We start from the raw sequence: 16,162 nt of genomic DNA, 5'->3' as shown, positions 1-16,162 counted from the left end.
TAACCATTCAATTTTATAATCAAAACCTTTTCAAAACAATGAAAAATTTCAAAAATTACTTAGCGTTTCTTTCTGTATTCGCGCTACTGTTCACCTCCTGTAGTAAGGATGAACCTGAGGTGGATTCCACCAACGAAAAATCTACCCTGTCATTTGGGGCTATTGTGGAAGATCTTGTAAACAATTCCACCAACAAGCAATTTGATATTGGTGACCTTCCTGAATGTTCAAATGCTACTCCATCTTATGTAGAGATCGTATTGATGCAGGGAGATAAGTACATTCTTGGGGAAGACGCTCCCTACAGAGTAGATCTTGTAACGGGGCAGGTATTCACAGAAGAAGATGCTTCTTTAGAACTTGTGCCGGGCGAATATTCTCTCGAACATTTTGCTGTTTATGATGCCCAGGGGGATCTAACCTGGATAGCACCAAAGGGAGGAGTCCTTGCCGAGTATGTAGATACTCCACTTCCATTAACTATTAATTTAGGTGCGGGAGTGAAAAAGTATGTTGATGTGTCTGTGATCTGTTACGATGACAGGGATGTAAATCAATATGGTTACCAGTTCTTTGAATTCAATACAACGAAAGCCTTTGAATTCTGTTTCTTCGCAAATTATTGTACCCCTGAGGGTAAACACTATCCTGCAAGATATTCTGTTGAATTCTCTGTTGACGGTAAAGTTATTTATGAAGCTGAAGAGAACATCAATAATGTAGGTGTCAACACCTTTGGAGATAATTATGCCGATCCTATTTGTTTTGCTCTACCCGATCTTGCAAGATTTGAAGATGATGTCGAATATTTAGATTACAAGGTCACTCTTCTTGATTCTGACGGAGTTTATGATGCTCAGGAAAACACTGTGATCACCGGAAGCCTTAGTAGAAATGAGGTTAAAGCTAACTTTGACGGTAATAACAATGTTAACTATGAGCATTTAAGATTTGGATGTGACGGAGAAGTACCGGCAAATGATGCTGACGATGACGGGGTACAGGACGCCAATGACAACTGTCCTAACATGTACAACCCGGGTCAGGAAGACTCAGATAATGACGGTATAGGTAACGCCTGTGACAATGAAGACAACGGTAACGGTAGCGGAAATGAAAACGGTACAACCGGTAATGGTGAAGACAATGGAGTAGGTGAAGGTTGTGAAACCGCTTACATGGTTGGAGATAATGAACTTAACGAACTTGGCATTTACAACGGTAATAACTGGGGTTGGGGTCTGGTTCTGGATGAAGATGCATTTGATAATGAATATTATGAAGGTGACGGAGTTTGGAGATTTCCATTCCACGCTGCAGCTGGACAAAATGATACCACAAAAGGTTGGGAAGCAGGTCACATTGTGATCACTCGTAATGGAGATACCCTTGATGTAGATTTTGATCTATATGAAGGTGTAAGCCTTAATGAATCCCACATTTATGTAGGAACTAACTGGCCGGAAAAACGTGCACCGGGACAGTTTGATCTGGGTACAGATACTTTCACTGTTGGATCTGGACCTCTATATATCATAGTACACGCAGAAGTGTGTGGTACTAATGCAGATTAATTTTAGGTTCAAACTATTTAACTTTCCCGGGTAAACCGGGACGTAAACAAAAAACCCCGCCAATGGCGGGGTTTTTGCTTTTCGGTCGGGCTGGGCTGAGGCTTGAAATTCCGGTGTCTGGGGAGATCTAATACCTCAATAACAGGTTGTTAAACAGGTTCTTCCAGTGTTACCAATGTAACATTTGCTCTCCGGGAAATGTATTAACTTCAGGAAAACTTAAAACCTGGCGAGATGAAAAAAATTGGGTTAATAGGCGGCACTTCCTGGCATTCCACCATTGTTTATTACAGGCTTATCAATGAAATGGTAGGGGAAAAGATCGGTACTCAGGCAAATCCCGAGTTGCTCATTTACAGCCTTAATATTGAGCTCATGCGGGAGCAGAATAAGGAGAAGATCAACAATAAGTATCTGGAAATCGCGCATACCCTACAAAATGCGGGTGCCGAAGCGCTGGTGATATGTGCCAATACTCCGCATATGGTATTTGATTTTGTGCAGCCAAAAATCGGAATTCCAATTTTGCATATCGCCGATGCCATAGGAAAAGAAGCCCGCGATAAAGGCCTTAAAACCCTCGGCCTACTCGGTAACCGACCTACCATGACTGGAGATTTTATCCCAAAGTATTTAAAGGAGCACTACGAAATCAACACCATAATTCCCGATGCTCAATATATAGATCAAAACCACCATTATGTTTCTGTCGAACTCACCCGGGGAATCTTTACCCCGGAGGCAAAAACCTTTTTCCGGGAGCAAATGGAGATGCTCAAAGCAAAAGGAGCAGACGGGATCATCCTGGGTTGTACCGAATTGCCAATGCTCCTGGATGCTTCAGATTTTAACCTGCCAATGATCGCTACCACCCAGCTTCACGCGAAAATGGCTGCAGATTTTATCCTGGGCGGGTAAGAATTTGTGAAGGTATAAACCCCGTCTGTACCTGTGCAAACAGAAAAGGTGCTCCATTTTCTCCCTTCACGATTTTTTTTAATGGATGACTTTTGTCATTCCGGGATTTCAGTTTTAAACCTACCTTCTATAGTTAAATATAATTTTCAGCAAAAGCGTCTGTAACAATGGTTACATAGGGGTCTCGATGTTTCCTTTAGGTTTACAGATTCGGCTTTTATGGATGAATGTTTTGTCTCCAGAGACCGTTGGAATTGTAAATTTTGAAGTATGGAAAAAATTAGAACCCTCGCCACCCATTTGTTCTACACCTTTGGCGCAGTGATCGCCCTTATTGTGGTCGTATTTGCCGGAGTGTACCTTTATTCGGTCAATCCTTCCCTGTTCAGCTTTGAAAATGAGCAGGAGGTTGCTGTTGCCGAAAAGGAAGAAGAAGTTGGAGAATGGGCTCCAAAAGATGTGCTGGCAGCCCTTGAATCGGGCGAAATGGATGAAAAAGTAGAATATGGATATCATCTCGTAGCCGAAAGCTCAAAATATATGGGTCCTGCTGCAGAAGAAGGTATGCGTTATGCCGGGAATAACCTTTCCTGTACCAACTGCCACCTTGAGTTGGGTACCAAACCCGGTTCTGGTTCATGGGTAGGAGTTGTGGATCGCTTTCCTCAGTTCAGGGGGAGATCGAATGCTATAGGAACTATGGAAGACCGCATTAACGGTTGTATGCAGCGCAGTATGAATGGTGAAAAAATGCCGGTGGACTCAGAACCCATGCAGGCAATAATCGCGTATATGTCCTGGCTGGGAGAGGATCTTCCGGAGGAGAAAGAAAAAATGTACAAAGGCTATGTAAATCTTGAGATCCCCGAAGTCGCAGTAGATCTTGAGAGGGGTGAGGCCATTTATACCAAAGAATGCATGGTGTGTCACGGGCAGGACGGGCAGGGTATTAAAAAGCCTGACGGTTCTTACACGTATCCACCTCTATGGGGGGACGACTCTTATAATAACGGCGCCGGAATGAACCGGGTGATCACAGCTGCCGAGTTTATTAAAGGGAATATGCCTTTTGGACAGGCTACCTGGGACAATCCAAAATTGACCGATGAGGAATCCTTCCATGTAGCAGGATATATCAACAGTTTCGCCCGGCCCGAAAAGGCAAATCTGGAGGAAGATTATCCCGATCTTAAACTGAAACCCATGTCTACTCCTTATGGGCCATGGGCAGATGATTTCCCGGCAGAACAGCATAAATATGGCCCTTATCCTCCTATCGCCGCATTCTACCTGGAGGAATACGGGATCAAGAAAAATAAATAATGCTGAAAAAGTTTTCTGTACTCCTGTTCTTTTTAATGCCAATCCTGCTATTTTCTCAGGATAGCCTTACGGTTCCTGCAAAAGGAAATTTTTCGGGACAGTGGCGAAGCTATTACATGAATACATTCAACAAAGAAGAATTAAAGGATTTTACTGCGCTTGCTACAGGAGGACATTTAAAATACTCTTATAAAATCACGCCGGAATTCTCCGTGACGGGTGCCCTTTATGCATCAATAAATACCTGGATTCAGGATCTAAGCATTCCCGACCCCATTACCGGAAAATTAAGCCGCTACGAAGAAGGCCTTTTTAACCGGATTGACCTCGACCAGAAATTCCTGTTTGTAGCGGGGGAGCTCTTTGCCCGCTATAAACTAAAAGAACATGAGCTAAAACTCGGAAGGATGAAATTTGTATCCCCTCTTATCAATCCGCAGGACGGCAGGATGATCCCCACCTTTGTTCAGGGATTTCATTACTCCGCAAAACCTTCCAAAAATGCCATTTTTGAAGCCGGTATCTTTAATGAGATTGCGCCGCGCTCAACCGGGGGCTTCTATAATATTGGAGAGAGCATTGGCTCCTACGCCACCGGGAGGAACTGGGATGGCGAACCCAATCAATATTCAGAAAATACAGAATCAAATTTTCTTATCACCGCCCATGCTAATTTCAACGGGATTGAGAAACTAAATATCGATCTCTGGAATTATTATGTAGATAATGTATTCAACACCTCTTATCTCAACCCTAAATGGGAAGTAAATAACCGGTTTTCCCTGGAACTGGAGTGGTTGCACCAGGAGCAGGTTGGAAATGGCGGGAATGCTTTGGAAGAATTGCGGTACTACAGGGAAAATTCTTCAGACGTGCTTGGAGCTCAGTTCAATTATAAATGGAACCAATCTTCTTTTTCGCTTTCCTATGATTATATTCTGCCTCACGGGCAGTTCATTTTCCCAAGGGAATGGGGCAGGGAATTCCTGTTCAGTTTTCAAAAAAGGGAGCGCAGTGAAGGCTCTGCCGACAATCATGCACTGGTAGCTTACTACAATACCCTCCTTCCGCTTAAGGGTTTAAAAACAAATATACATAGCATCCTGAGTGTTGGGCACCATTGGAAACCTTCGGTGATAGATGCCAGGCTCAACAAGTACGCCGTGCCCGATTATACCCAGGTAAATCTTGATTTGTTCTTCAATTTCGAAAAATGGAAGAACCTGAAACCAGAGCTTTTACTGGTAGGCAAATTTGCCAATGGTGACTTCCCCGATAATCCTAACTTCTACTTCAACAAAACCGACCTGCTCCATATCGACCTCATCCTGAACTATAACTTTTGAAACAGAAAAGGTGCTTATAGAGCATTTGGGAAAGAGGTATGAAAGCAAACAAGGTCACCCTTGAGCAACCTTGTTATATCTTTTAGTAATTGGAAATTTCAGAAAAAATATTTTCAAAAATCTCTTGCTAGAACCTCATTTTGGAGTCCAGGTAACTCATACCAACCTGCTCCCCTGCGGGATTGCCCGATGATTTGAACCAGCTTTTTACGCGGTTGTAATCCAGGTAATAGGAAACCCGAAGGGAGAGGCTGTTGACCTGGGGCCGGTCAAAAAGATTTTTAAAATTATCACCAATATTTATGTGCGAACGCTCGATGTAACTGTCGGTAGCATTGCGGTACAGGAGCGTCATTTGGCTTCCCGGAGCAAACCACCAGGAAAAGCGCAAATCTACATTCCAGCTGTTGTAGGTAGTATTGTACTTGTTGTTGAGAGGGCCGTAGTAGCTCAATTCCCCGTCATTTTGCAGGGTATAGAATTCGGTATAAAAGACTTCAGAATAATAATGTCTAAAGGCCAGGTTAAGGCCCATTTTATTGTTGAAGATATAGTTTGCCCCCAAAGAATTCACAATGGTATTACGGTCCCGTTGCCCAAACAGGATATCATCCTCCATAGAATCCACATATCCCTCCTCTTTATCTGAAAGTCTTACGTTGGTAGACAGCTGCACTTTAAATTTATCTGAAAACCTGTACCGCGGGCTAAAATCAAAAATAAGATCTCCACGACCTCGTTCATCGTACTTATACCAGTCGGCTACCGCTTCTACTACCAGCTTCTTCCTAAAATCTGTATTAAACCACAACCACTGGTCGTAATAGGTGGGGATAGTGAAATACATGCCATCCACCCGTGGTTCATAAATATCGTTGGTGCCAATAGGAGTGGATTCAAAACCCCCTCCAAAATTGAAAAATTGTTTAGTGGTAAAACTGGAGTTGAAATTCAGGACTAATCTGCTGTGGAGATCTGGTTCCAGGCGGCGTTCGTGTACGGCCACAAAATTAAGGTACATGTTGTTGAGAAAACCTTTAGGCTGTAGTAGCCGACGCTGGTAGAGCCCCTGGTATTTCATGTAATTAGTGGCGCTGGAGTAGCCCAGGTCATTGATGTCATAATCTTTTGTACGCATCTGGGCATTAAGGTCGATCCTGTTCTTCCCGCTTATTTTGGAGAATCCTCCCTGGGCCTCGAGTCCCGACTTTGTTTCGTCTTCCATGACCCAGCTGCCTTCAATTTCCGTAAAGAATTTGTAAGTATTGTTTTGGTTAGTGTGGTCCAGGTAGAGCCCTGTGGCATTGGCATCCCTAAAATGGCCTTCGCGTGTAGTATTGGTATTGACAAGCGAAATTGAGGAATTATCGCCGTATCGCTGGTCCAGCACCAGGATGTTGTAATTGGTGACAGGCTCGATGAGCTCACGGCGTGACTCCCCTGTTTCAATATTTTTCACCTTCACATAGGTCTTTTCGGTTATGGCATTAAAAAATCCAATTCCCAGGCCACCATCTGTACGTCCCGAAACTTTTAAAGCATTAATCAAATCTACGGAAGCAGGGAAATTTTCGATCTCTTCTTCTTCGGAAAGTTCTACATCTCCAAAAGGAACACCTCCAACCCTTCGGGAATAGAAGAGATCTCCTTTGGTGAAAAGTTCAGTTCCTTCGGTGAAGAATGGCCGCTGCTCATCATATTGCACCTCAAAAGCCGAAAGATTCAGCACAGATTCATCAAATCTGGTCTGGCCAAAATCGGGCACCAGGATCATGTCCAGCGTAAAGGCGTCATTGATCCCGTATTTTAGGTCCATTCCGCCATTAAAGCGCGTGGTGGTTTCGCCGTCGTAATTATTGAGGTAAGTAGAAATATATGGCTGCACCGAGAGTCGGGTAGGGGTTTGAATATTCTCTATCCCGTGGATCTCGCCGTCGTAAATGGAAAAAGAACCTTTGGCAGTGTTGATTGGGCTCCAGCTGTACCGGGTGCCACTGCGCTTAAATTCCCTTTCCATTTGTAAACCCCATTCCTGAATATCTTTTTCGGGGAATCGCAGTTCAGAATAAGGGATGAAGATTTCGGCTGTCCAGCCGCGGCCGTTTAGGTCAACACCGCTGTACCAAATGGCATTCCAGGAAGAATCTTCATTCCCGTTGGTCATCTTCGCGTCATACTGCACCCCGGCAGCAGTCACAATGAACTGCATGCTTTGCTGTCGATCATTATAACCATTGAGCAGGATAAAAAAGAAGTCATCATTACCTATATCATCCCTTTCGGTAAGCTCTTTTCTTATTTCTGAAGGATCGGGGTCCAGCATTTCGGCTCCAAAATAGATCCCAAGATCATCATAAACCACTTTTACTCTTGTCGCAAGACTGTCGGGGATTGGCCTTCCGTTATTGGGTTGGCGCTCTACAAAATTGGTAGCTACGGCAGCATTTTTCCAGGCAACATCATCTAATTTCCCATCAATCCTTGGCGTTTCCTGGATTCTGGCTATTTTGATCTGTTTTCGTGGAATGCTGTCTTTTTCCTGTGCGATGGTAGAGAAGCTCCAAAACAGGAAAAAGGCCGTAAAAAATGATTTCATTGATGGGTTTTAACTAAAGACCACAAAAAAACGAACTTGTTGCAGTTTAATCCAGATTTTTCCTGATTATTTCCGGAGTTTTTAAAGGGTTGTTGGAAAATTTCCCTGAAAAATGCCATTTTAAAGTGGTGAGGGTTTTAGGGAATCAGGCATGGGTTTTTTGAACCTCTTGAAGGAATAACCATGCACAATGGGTCCACACACCAGATTTACAATAATCTTAGGACTTGATACAGCCATACTTTTGTAAATTATGGACCTGAAATTAACTGTAAATCCCACAGAGTCTCCATGCAACATGCCATTTGCTATATAAGCACCGCCACTTCAGAATTTAATAACCAGGAAATTGAGAACCTTTTGGCCGAATGGCGGGAGAAGAACAGCAATAGAGAAATTAAAGGAATTTTGCTGTTTTCTGAAGGGCATTTTTTTCAGGTCCTTGAAGGAGAGAAAGTAAAGGTTTTGGCTTTGTACTATAGGATCATAGATGATCCCCGGCATACAAACGTCATCCAGGTGATGGGGAAAGATGTTTCACGGGGTTCTTTGGATGATTACGTTGTAGAACATCTTAAAGCACCCGGCTTCTCCAGGCCTTATTTGATAAGAAAATACTGCGAATCTGTGAAAGGCATGGATCCTCAAACGCAGCAACAAATAAGGGAAATCCTGGATTCTTTTATTGATACCCGCAGTTTATAAGTTTCTTACCTTCCCGGGGTGCAATTCGACCTAAAATATTTCTTTGCGGCCGTCATTCTATTTTTTGTAGAAGTCTTTATCGCTGCCTTTGTTCAGGATTCTATTATAAGGCCTTACGGTGGTGATTTCCTGGTGGTAATCTTTCTCTATTGTTTGCTTAAAAGCTTTTTTAGATTACCTGTCAAAAATGCCATTTTAGGAGTGCTTCTTTTTGCATTTGCCGTGGAATGTTCGCAGTACTTAAAGTTGATCGGTTTGCTGGGAATGCAGGACAATAAAATTATTTCGGCCGTTATGGGGAATCATTTTGAATGGCTCGATATGTTGCTGTACACGCTGGGAGCTTTTACAATCTTCGGAATAGAGAAATGGAGATCTTTATCCTTCCGAAGCAGAAAAACTTCAGCATAAAAAAAGCCCCCGCTATTAAACGGGAGCTTTCAGTTTAAAAAATTTATATAGGATTAGGGTTTTAGCTCAGTAAACTCTACTTCTTCTCCTTTTTTATTGATTAGTTTAACTTCATCAAAGTTCATATCCTTGAACTGCTCAAATTGGGTAGCAGCATCTCCCACTACCAGGTAAGCCATTTTAGACTCATCAAGATATTTTTGAGCCAACTCTTTATGCTGCTCAAGGGTCATGTTGCGAATTATTTCCTCCTCCTTTTCAATATAATCGACTGGAAGGTCATAAGCGCTCATTTCCTGAAGCATACCAAGCAGTGATCCCTGTGTCTCAAAACGACGGGCATTGGACTTGATAAGAGCATTTTTAGTGAACTCAAGATCTTCGGGAGTTATACCTTCCCTGTATTTTGCGATCTCATCTTTAAAGATACCAACAGATTCTCCCGTAGCATTGGTACGCACACTGGAAGCAGCTGTGAAAGTACCGGGAATTTTGGAACCACTAAAGCCGGTGCGGGCACCATAAGTGTATCCTTTTTCTTCCCTTAGAACCAAATTCACATTACCCGAAAAAGATCCTCCTAGCTTGTAGTTCATAACCTCGGCAGGGAAGAAATCTTCGCTGGTACGAGGCAGGGCAAGGTAACCAATATTGATCACCGACTGTTTTGCACCCGGTACATCAACAAAGTAAAGAGAAGCTTTATCCCTGTTGGTCACTACTTCAAATTCAGGAATGGTCACTTCCTTTGGTTCCCAGTTGTCCTTAATATCATCCAGGGCTTCTACGGCCTTTTCTTTCGAAATATCACCTACAACGTGGAAGCGGCTCACCGTTGGGGAGAAATAGTTGTTATAGAAATCCTTAAGATCCTGCATGGTAATCGCCTCTACAGACTCTACAGTACCCGAAGTTGGATAAGCGAATGGATGGTTTTCACCATAAAGAAGCTTGTCGTACACCTGGCCGGCAATTACGTTTGGATTAGCTTCATTCCTTTTAATAGAGTTGATAGTGCTTGTTTTGATTCGTGCAAGCTCTTCCTCGTCCCATCTTGGCTCAAGCAGGATCTCCTCTATAATTTCCATCGTTTCTTCAAAATTTCTGGTAAGGGTATTACCTCTAATAACTATAGACTCATTGGTAGTATACATAAATATGTTTGCCCCTAAAAGATCAATAGCCTCCTCAAGTTCTGCCGGAGTTTTATTGGCAGTTCCTTCCATCAAAATATCGGTCATTAAATTGGCCACTCCGTTTTTGCTGAGGTCGTCCAGTAAATGTCCGCCTTCGATAACTAAGCTAAAGTTTACAAGTGGAAGTTCATTCTGCTCGATCCCGTACACTTCAAGTTCGTTTTCGAGCTCTACATTCCATGATTTGGGAACATTTAGACCCGGAGTTTCCCCTACTGCAGGAGGAGTCGATCTGTCAATTTTTGACGGAGTTTTTTCAATTTCTTTTTCTTCTGTTTCGGCAACTTCTGCTTCTACATTTTCGCTGATCTCTTCCTCTACAACCTGGGCTCTATCAGAATTTTCAGTAATAAGTTCGGTTTGCCCTTTAGGAACAAAACTTGTCATTACATAAGGTTGATCTTTAAGGTAGGTGTTATAAACCCTCATCACATCTTCCTTAGTCACCTTTTTGATGTTCTCAATATCTTTTTCGATATACCCTGGATTGCCAGTGAAAACATCATATTGAGCAAGCTGGAAGGATTTTCCAAGCACGCTGCTTATTCCATTGTAGAAATCTGTTTCAAGACCTGCCTTGATGCGCTCAATATCCTTTTCGGTTACACCTTCTTTTTCAAATCTGTCGAAAGCTTCTTCAATACCTGCTTCTACGCTGTCAAGGTCCACCCCTGCATTAGCGGTAACCATGATGCGGAATTTTCCGGCAATTTGTTCTGAACTGTTGAAAGCACGTGGTTCTGAAGCCAGTTCCTTTTCTTTTACCAAAACTTCATAAAGCGGTGCTTCTTTTCCGTCGGATAGGATCTCCCCAAGGAAATCAAGTGCATAAGCATCTTCAGTATAATGTTCTACTGTTGGCCACACCATATTGAGCTGAGGTGCGGTAGCAAAATTGTCTTCGTGATAAAGCCTTTTTGTTTCTGAAAGCTCAACATTCTGAACTTCAAGCGGGGCAACTTCCTGACGTTTCTTGATCTCCCCGAAGTATTTTTCAATCAATTTCTTGGCTTCATCCTTTTCAAAATCTCCGGCAATTACAAGCGTAGCGTTATTGGGACCATAGAACCTGTCGTAGAATTCCCTCACATCTTCTACGGTCGCATTCTGCAGGTCTTCCAGTTCCCCGATCACTTGCCAGCTATACGGGTGCCCGTCAGGAAAAAGGTTCTTGTCTATTACCCAGTTGGTATGACCGTAGGGGTTATTGTCTACCCGCTGGCGTTTTTCGTTTTGTACGACTTCCTGCTGGTTGGCAAAGGCAGACTCGGTTACAGTATTGATAAAATATCCCATACGATCAGATTCCAGCCAAAGCACCATTTCAAGTGCATTTTGGGGTACTACCTCGTAGTAGATAGTTCCATCCTGCCAGGTACCACCGTTAAGAGTTCCCCCCACGTCCTGGATCTTCTTAAAGAACTGATCCTGCGCAACGTTTTCGGATTCCTGAAACAGCATGTGTTCAAACAGGTGTGCAAAACCGGTACGGCCCTTTTTCTCCCTGTTCGATCCTACGCCGTATTGTATGGCAACAGATACTATTGGATCTGACTCATCCTGATGGAGCACCACATTAAGCCCGTTATCCAATTCGTATTTCTCATAATCAATGGACAATCCCTGGTCCTGGACTGCTTCTGTTTCCTGTCCCTGTAGTTGTTCACAGGAGACAAAGGATACAGTTAGCAACGGCATAAAAAGAGCCATTGCGACAAACCTTAATTTTTTCATACTTTGTTAGTTTTAGTTAAAATGCTGCTAAATATAATAAATACCAGATACTAATATGTCTGATTTTCAGGCATACTGTTACATATAGTTTCTGAATTTGATAAAAAGTTAAAAGAAGGATGTATTGTTCTTATAACTTCTCAATCTGATTTTGGAAAAAATTTAGGTATAAGGTTACTTATATTCAGCAACAAGACTATTCCACTCCATGGACTTCAGGGTTCCTATGAGGATAGGGTTGATCTTATCCAAAAGATCTGAATTGTGGGGAAAGCTGTAGCTGTAATAGTCCTTTTTGAGGGTGTTTTCCAATACTGCCAGTTCTTCCTCCAGTCCTTTTTCTTCTATACGATAGCTTAAGATAGGTTTATCATAGACCAGCACATTATTGTCGTTTTCCAATAGCGCTTCCAGACCTTCATCGGCGCTGGAAATTTTAGAAGAATTAATACCATACTGCTCCAGGAGTTCCTGTGCGCTGGAACTTTTCACTGTGTATACATTAAATCTTTCTAGATCCTTTACAGAGGCAATATCATCCTGAATGTTCTGGACAGTAAGAGAAGAAGCAATCCCGGCAGTTAAGGTAGAGATCATGATGATAGCCATGAACATCCAGATAAATCCTATAAACCTACCTCCAAAAGTGCGGGGAGATTTATCACCGTAACCTACCGTGGTCATGGTGACTGCACTCCACCAAAAACCCTGTAGAATACCTTTAGCTCCCGGACCAAATTCTTCTTTATTCTTTTTACGCTCAAAAATCCAAACCAATAAGCCGAAGATAAAGATCACTCCCACAAGAATAAGTATGGCAGAAAAAAAGTTCCAGCTAAAAATGTTAGATAGATATCTCCATACAGAAGAACCGCTTTGGCGGGCAATGCCGGTATAGGAGATAAAATAAGGTTGCGAAAAATCCATTCGTTGCATCCTTTGATCGGTTACAGTGATAGGGTTAATGCTGAGGTCTACGCTTCCCTGTTCTAAGGCCTGCAACAGGCTTTCCAGGTTTGGAAATTCCCTGAATTCATATTCGGTATCCAGTTGCTTGTTGACAAGCTTCCAGGATTCAATACTAAGACCCGAAAAATCACCTCCGTTTTTCATAACAAAAGGAGGGGCTTCGGTTAACCCAATAATAATTTTTTCCTGAGTAATTTCCAGGGAATCCTGGGCTTTACTTGTTGAACAGATAATAAAGAAAATGAATAGAAGGTATATTTTGTTCATAAGGCTCGTTTGTAGCCCCCAATTTATAAAATTCTGGAAAAGCAGGTGTTTAGAATATATCTAGTGAAATAATATAGTCATGTAGGAAGTATTTTGGCAAATGATTGTTCATTCCATGAATAGTTTGGAAAAAGCGATGTTTTATTTTATATTTTTGATATTAGGAGAAATATGAAAAGAAAAACTAAAATTGATTAGCGGCAATTTGTTTATTACTCTTAAATATTAGAATATTGTGATCATGGGTAAATGGATAAATTACTGGATCTTAATCTTTGCTGTAGCCGGATTTAGTTTTGTCGTTTACAGCCAAACTCCTCCAGAGCCAATGATGGCCCAGCATGGGAATGGACCACCGGAAGGCAAGGGACCCTGTGATCGTCCTGATAACCCGGGGCAGGGAAGTCCACCTCCACCTCCTCCGGGCTTGTGTTTGCCTATAAATGATTATTTGTTGCCTCTCTTATTGGCCGGAGTGGCTCTTGGATCATTTTATCTTATAAGGTTTGATAAAGAGGTGGAAGATTTTGATAAAGAGGAAAATCTTAAGAGTTCAGCTCAGTAAGCCTCTTTACGTATTTTCCAATGACATCAAACTCAAGGTTCACTCTTGTACCTTTTTTGATTAATTTGAAAGTAGTATGTTCAAAAGTATAAGGAATGATGGCGACGCTAAAGCTATTTTTTCTTGAATTTACTACTGTTAAACTCACCCCGTTTATTGTAATTGAGCCTTTTTCAATGGTGATGTTCTGCAAACCGGGATCATATTCAAATGTAAATTCCCAGCTACCGTTTTTTACGACCACCCCGGTACAAAGGGCAGTTTGATCAACATGGCCCTGTACTATGTGGCCGTCCAGTCTTGCCCCAAGTTGCATACCGCGCTCCAGGTTTACTATATCCCCCTGCTTAAGTTCTCCTAAATTGGTTTTGGAAAGGGTTTCCTGTATGGCGGTAACCTTATATTCCACATTGGATACATCCACTACGGTCAAACAAACCCCGTTGTGGGCCACACTTTGATCAATTTTAAGCTCTGAAGCCAGGTTTGCTTTTATACTTATATCCAGGTTCTCCTGATTTTTTTCCAGTGCTGTTACTACTCCCAGTTCTTCAATGATGCCTGTAAACATTCTCTTATTATTAATTACCTTTGCAGGTATAAAATTAGGATAAATACAGGGAATCATTATGAAATCATCCGACAAAATAAGAGTGGGAATTAGTATAGGGGATCTCAACGGGATTGGGAGCGAGATTGTGCTTAAGACTTTTGAGGATGCCCGGATGATGGAACTGTGTACTCCTGTAGTTTTTGCTTCGGCCAAGACTATTACTTTTATAAAGAAGAAACTTAATTTTGATATTCCTTTCCAGGGAATCGATGAAGCCGCACAGGCTATTGACAATAAGTTCAACGTGGTGAACGTATGGAAGGAAAATGTTCCCGTGAATTTTGGAGAAGAGACTGAAGAGGGGGGGAAATATGCTTTTCTTTCCCTGCAGGCAGCTACCAATGCTTTAAAAAATGGGGAAATAGATATTCTTGTCACGGCGCCCATAAATAAACACAACATTCAAAGTGAAGAGTTCAAGTTTCCTGGACATACAGATTATCTGGCAAAGGAACTCGGTGGCGACAGCCTAATGTTCATGATCACCGACAGCCTTAAAGTGGGATTATTGACAGATCATGTGGCAGTGAAGGACGTGGCTGCAGCAATTACTCCACAGTTGATTGAAAAGAAGATAAAGATCATTCATAAAACCCTTCAGCAGGATTTTAAAGTTCAGCAGCCTAAAATTGCGGTGCTTGGGATTAATCCGCATAGCGGGGATAGCGGAGTGATTGGAAAAGAAGATGAGGAGATCATGAAACCTACCCTGGAGAAACTAAGGAACTCGGGAAAACTCATTTTTGGCCCCTATTCTGCCGACAGTTTTTTTGGATCGGGTAACTATAAGAATTTTGATGCTATTGTTGCTGCCTATCATGATCAAGGTTTAATTCCATTTAAAACCCTCTCCTTTGGAAGCGGAGTGAATTTCACGGCCGGTCTTAACAAGGTACGCACCTCGCCCGATCATGGTACGGCCTATGAGATTGCGGGAAAAAATCAAGCAGATCACCATTCATTTAAAGAAGCAGTATTTAAAGGAATGGACATCTTCAAAAGCCGCCAGGAATATGAAGAGCTCACCCAAAATGTGTTGAAAAAACAGAGTAAAAAGATATAAACAAAAATTTGTTTATAAAGAATAGGCAATTCATTAATTTTTATATCTTTGCACCCGCCTTATCCTGAGGGGTAGGCACTTGAAACTGATGATGAAATGAGGAAACTAAAGGAGTTTACGATCCCTTTTGTGGGTCTTAAACAAGGCAAACACCAGTTCGAGTACGACATTGACAATAAGTTCTTTGAACATTTTGACTACGATGAATTTAATAGTGCCGACATTAAGGTAGACCTCCTTTTGGAGAAAAAATCTACGATGATGGAGCTCACATTTAAAGCATCGGGAACGGTAAACGTTTATTGCGACCTTACCAATGAACCTTATAACCAGCCAATCGAAAGTGAATTGTTACTGGTCATAAAGTTTGGACATGAATATAATGATGATAATGAGGATATTTTGATCTTGCCGCATGGTGAGTACGAGGTAAACATTCAACAGTATATTTATGAAATGTTGGTATTGTCCGTTCCGTCAAAAAGAGTTCATCCTGGAGTGCTGGACGGCACTTTAAAGTCTGATGTACTTGAAAAACTGGACGAATTAAGTCCGCGGGAAAAGGAGACTAAAACAGAGGAGGATATTGATCCCCGCTGGAACAAATTGAAAAATTTATTAAACGATAAATAATACGCAGCCATGGCACATCCTAAAAGAAAGATCTCGAAAACGAGAAGAGATAAAAGAAGAACGCATTACAAAGCTTCTGTTCCACAAATAGCGACAGATCCTACTACAGGAGAAGCTCATTTGTACCACAGAGCTCACTGGCATGAAGGTAAATTATATTACCGTGGTCAGGTTTTGATCGATAATACAGAAGAAGTAGAAGCTTAGTAATTAAGAGCTTTGAAACCATATACCAAACTCTCACATTGT

14 protein-coding genes are annotated in these 16,162 nt (G+C 42.0%); 10 read left to right on the top strand and 4 right to left on the bottom strand.

Annotated features, from left to right (window positions below; all coding sequences use genetic code 11):
- Window positions 1-38 precede the first annotated feature (38 nt).
- The 4 genes from OU683_RS04945 to OU683_RS04930 all read left to right on the top strand — a co-directional run bounded on the left by OU683_RS04945 (window position 39) and on the right by OU683_RS04930 (window position 5,161).
- Window positions 39-1,574 (top strand): thrombospondin type 3 repeat-containing protein, encoded by a 1,536-nt coding sequence (locus tag OU683_RS04945; RefSeq protein WP_268135848.1) that lies wholly within the window; start codon window positions 39-41, stop codon window positions 1,572-1,574.
- A gap of 234 nt (window positions 1,575-1,808) precedes the next feature.
- Window positions 1,809-2,492, top strand: a complete 684-nt coding sequence (locus tag OU683_RS04940) for an aspartate/glutamate racemase family protein (protein ID WP_268135846.1) — start codon at window positions 1,809-1,811, stop codon at window positions 2,490-2,492.
- Window positions 2,493-2,762: 270 nt separating this feature from the next.
- Window positions 2,763-3,815, top strand: coding sequence for a c-type cytochrome (locus OU683_RS04935; protein WP_268135844.1), 1,053 nt, complete (start codon window positions 2,763-2,765; stop codon window positions 3,813-3,815).
- Window positions 3,815-5,161 carry an OprD family outer membrane porin gene (locus tag OU683_RS04930; RefSeq protein WP_268135842.1) on the top strand — a complete coding sequence of 449 codons (1,347 nt, stop codon included), beginning with the start codon at window positions 3,815-3,817 and terminating at the stop codon, window positions 5,159-5,161. Before OU683_RS04935 ends, OU683_RS04930 begins: the two co-directional genes overlap by 1 nt.
- A gap of 127 nt (window positions 5,162-5,288) precedes the next feature.
- Here OU683_RS04930 and OU683_RS04925 read toward each other — a convergent pair whose 3' ends face one another.
- The gene (locus tag OU683_RS04925; protein ID WP_268135840.1) at window positions 5,289-7,757 is read right to left on the bottom strand and encodes a DUF5916 domain-containing protein; all 2,469 of its coding nucleotides are present in this window, start codon (window positions 7,755-7,757) and stop codon (window positions 5,289-5,291) included.
- A 291-nt stretch (window positions 7,758-8,048) separates the two neighbouring features.
- Here OU683_RS04925 and OU683_RS04920 point away from each other — a divergent pair, with 291 nt between their 5' ends.
- Together OU683_RS04920 and OU683_RS04915 are read left to right on the top strand one after the other, a co-directional pair.
- On the top strand, window positions 8,049-8,462 hold the full coding sequence (locus tag OU683_RS04920) for a BLUF domain-containing protein (protein WP_268135838.1): 414 nt from the start codon (window positions 8,049-8,051) through the stop codon (window positions 8,460-8,462).
- Between the two features lie 18 nt (window positions 8,463-8,480).
- A complete protein-coding gene (locus OU683_RS04915) occupies window positions 8,481-8,873 on the top strand; it encodes a ribosomal maturation YjgA family protein (protein WP_268135836.1) in 393 nt (130 codons plus the stop codon).
- A gap of 53 nt (window positions 8,874-8,926) precedes the next feature.
- On the opposite strand, the gene OU683_RS04910 is transcribed toward OU683_RS04915, so the two are convergent.
- Window positions 8,927-11,803, bottom strand: coding sequence for a M16 family metallopeptidase (locus OU683_RS04910; RefSeq protein ID WP_268135834.1), 2,877 nt, complete (start codon window positions 11,801-11,803; stop codon window positions 8,927-8,929).
- A 174-nt stretch (window positions 11,804-11,977) separates the two neighbouring features.
- Entirely contained in the window at window positions 11,978-13,039 is a 1,062-nt protein-coding gene (locus tag OU683_RS04905) for a transporter substrate-binding domain-containing protein (protein ID WP_268135832.1), read from the bottom strand.
- A 241-nt stretch (window positions 13,040-13,280) separates the two neighbouring features.
- Between OU683_RS04905 and OU683_RS04900 the strand changes: the two genes are divergently transcribed.
- A complete protein-coding gene (locus OU683_RS04900; protein WP_268135830.1) occupies window positions 13,281-13,604 on the top strand; it encodes a hypothetical protein in 324 nt (107 codons plus the stop codon).
- On the opposite strand, the gene OU683_RS04895 is transcribed toward OU683_RS04900, so the two are convergent.
- Window positions 13,585-14,175 carry a riboflavin synthase gene (locus tag OU683_RS04895; RefSeq protein ID WP_268135828.1) on the bottom strand — a complete coding sequence of 197 codons (591 nt, stop codon included), beginning with the start codon at window positions 14,173-14,175 and terminating at the stop codon, window positions 13,585-13,587. The two genes, OU683_RS04900 and OU683_RS04895, sit on opposite strands and share 20 nt — an antisense overlap.
- 58 nt (window positions 14,176-14,233) lie before the next feature.
- Here OU683_RS04895 and pdxA point away from each other — a divergent pair, with 58 nt between their 5' ends.
- The 3 genes from pdxA (at window position 14,234) to rpmF (ending at window position 16,120) form a co-directional block, all read left to right on the top strand.
- Window positions 14,234-15,280, top strand: coding sequence for a 4-hydroxythreonine-4-phosphate dehydrogenase PdxA (pdxA, locus tag OU683_RS04890; RefSeq protein ID WP_268135826.1), 1,047 nt, complete (start codon window positions 14,234-14,236; stop codon window positions 15,278-15,280).
- A 96-nt stretch (window positions 15,281-15,376) separates the two neighbouring features.
- Window positions 15,377-15,913, top strand: coding sequence for a YceD family protein (locus tag OU683_RS04885; protein ID WP_268135824.1), 537 nt, complete (start codon window positions 15,377-15,379; stop codon window positions 15,911-15,913).
- A 9-nt stretch (window positions 15,914-15,922) separates the two neighbouring features.
- On the top strand, window positions 15,923-16,120 hold the full coding sequence (rpmF, locus tag OU683_RS04880; RefSeq protein WP_029033380.1) for a 50S ribosomal protein L32: 198 nt from the start codon (window positions 15,923-15,925) through the stop codon (window positions 16,118-16,120).
- The last annotated feature ends 42 nt before the right edge of the window (window positions 16,121-16,162 follow it).

Origin of the sequence: Salinimicrobium sp. TH3, from assembly GCF_026676115.1 — a bacterium.
In the GTDB taxonomy this organism is placed as follows: domain Bacteria; phylum Bacteroidota; class Bacteroidia; order Flavobacteriales; family Flavobacteriaceae; genus Salinimicrobium.
This window is presented reverse-complemented; position numbering and strand designations above follow the sequence as displayed.

Coding starts and splice junctions, on each gene's coding strand:
- OU683_RS04920 (WP_268135838.1), top strand. CDS start 8,049: ATGCAACATGCCATTTGCTATATAAGCACCGCCACTTCAGAATTTAAT.
- OU683_RS04935 (WP_268135844.1), top strand. CDS start 2,763: ATGGAAAAAATTAGAACCCTCGCCACCCATTTGTTCTACACCTTTGGC.
- OU683_RS04925 (WP_268135840.1), bottom strand. CDS start 7,757: ATGAAATCATTTTTTACGGCCTTTTTCCTGTTTTGGAGCTTCTCTACC.
- OU683_RS04905 (WP_268135832.1), bottom strand. CDS start 13,039: ATGAACAAAATATACCTTCTATTCATTTTCTTTATTATCTGTTCAACA.
- OU683_RS04895 (WP_268135828.1), bottom strand. CDS start 14,175: ATGTTTACAGGCATCATTGAAGAACTGGGAGTAGTAACAGCACTGGAA.
- rpmF (WP_029033380.1), top strand. CDS start 15,923: ATGGCACATCCTAAAAGAAAGATCTCGAAAACGAGAAGAGATAAAAGA.
- OU683_RS04900 (WP_268135830.1), top strand. CDS start 13,281: ATGGGTAAATGGATAAATTACTGGATCTTAATCTTTGCTGTAGCCGGA.
- OU683_RS04910 (WP_268135834.1), bottom strand. CDS start 11,803: ATGAAAAAATTAAGGTTTGTCGCAATGGCTCTTTTTATGCCGTTGCTA.
- OU683_RS04930 (WP_268135842.1), top strand. CDS start 3,815: ATGCTGAAAAAGTTTTCTGTACTCCTGTTCTTTTTAATGCCAATCCTG.
- pdxA (WP_268135826.1), top strand. CDS start 14,234: ATGAAATCATCCGACAAAATAAGAGTGGGAATTAGTATAGGGGATCTC.
- OU683_RS04940 (WP_268135846.1), top strand. CDS start 1,809: ATGAAAAAAATTGGGTTAATAGGCGGCACTTCCTGGCATTCCACCATT.
- OU683_RS04945 (WP_268135848.1), top strand. CDS start 39: ATGAAAAATTTCAAAAATTACTTAGCGTTTCTTTCTGTATTCGCGCTA.
- OU683_RS04885 (WP_268135824.1), top strand. CDS start 15,377: ATGAGGAAACTAAAGGAGTTTACGATCCCTTTTGTGGGTCTTAAACAA.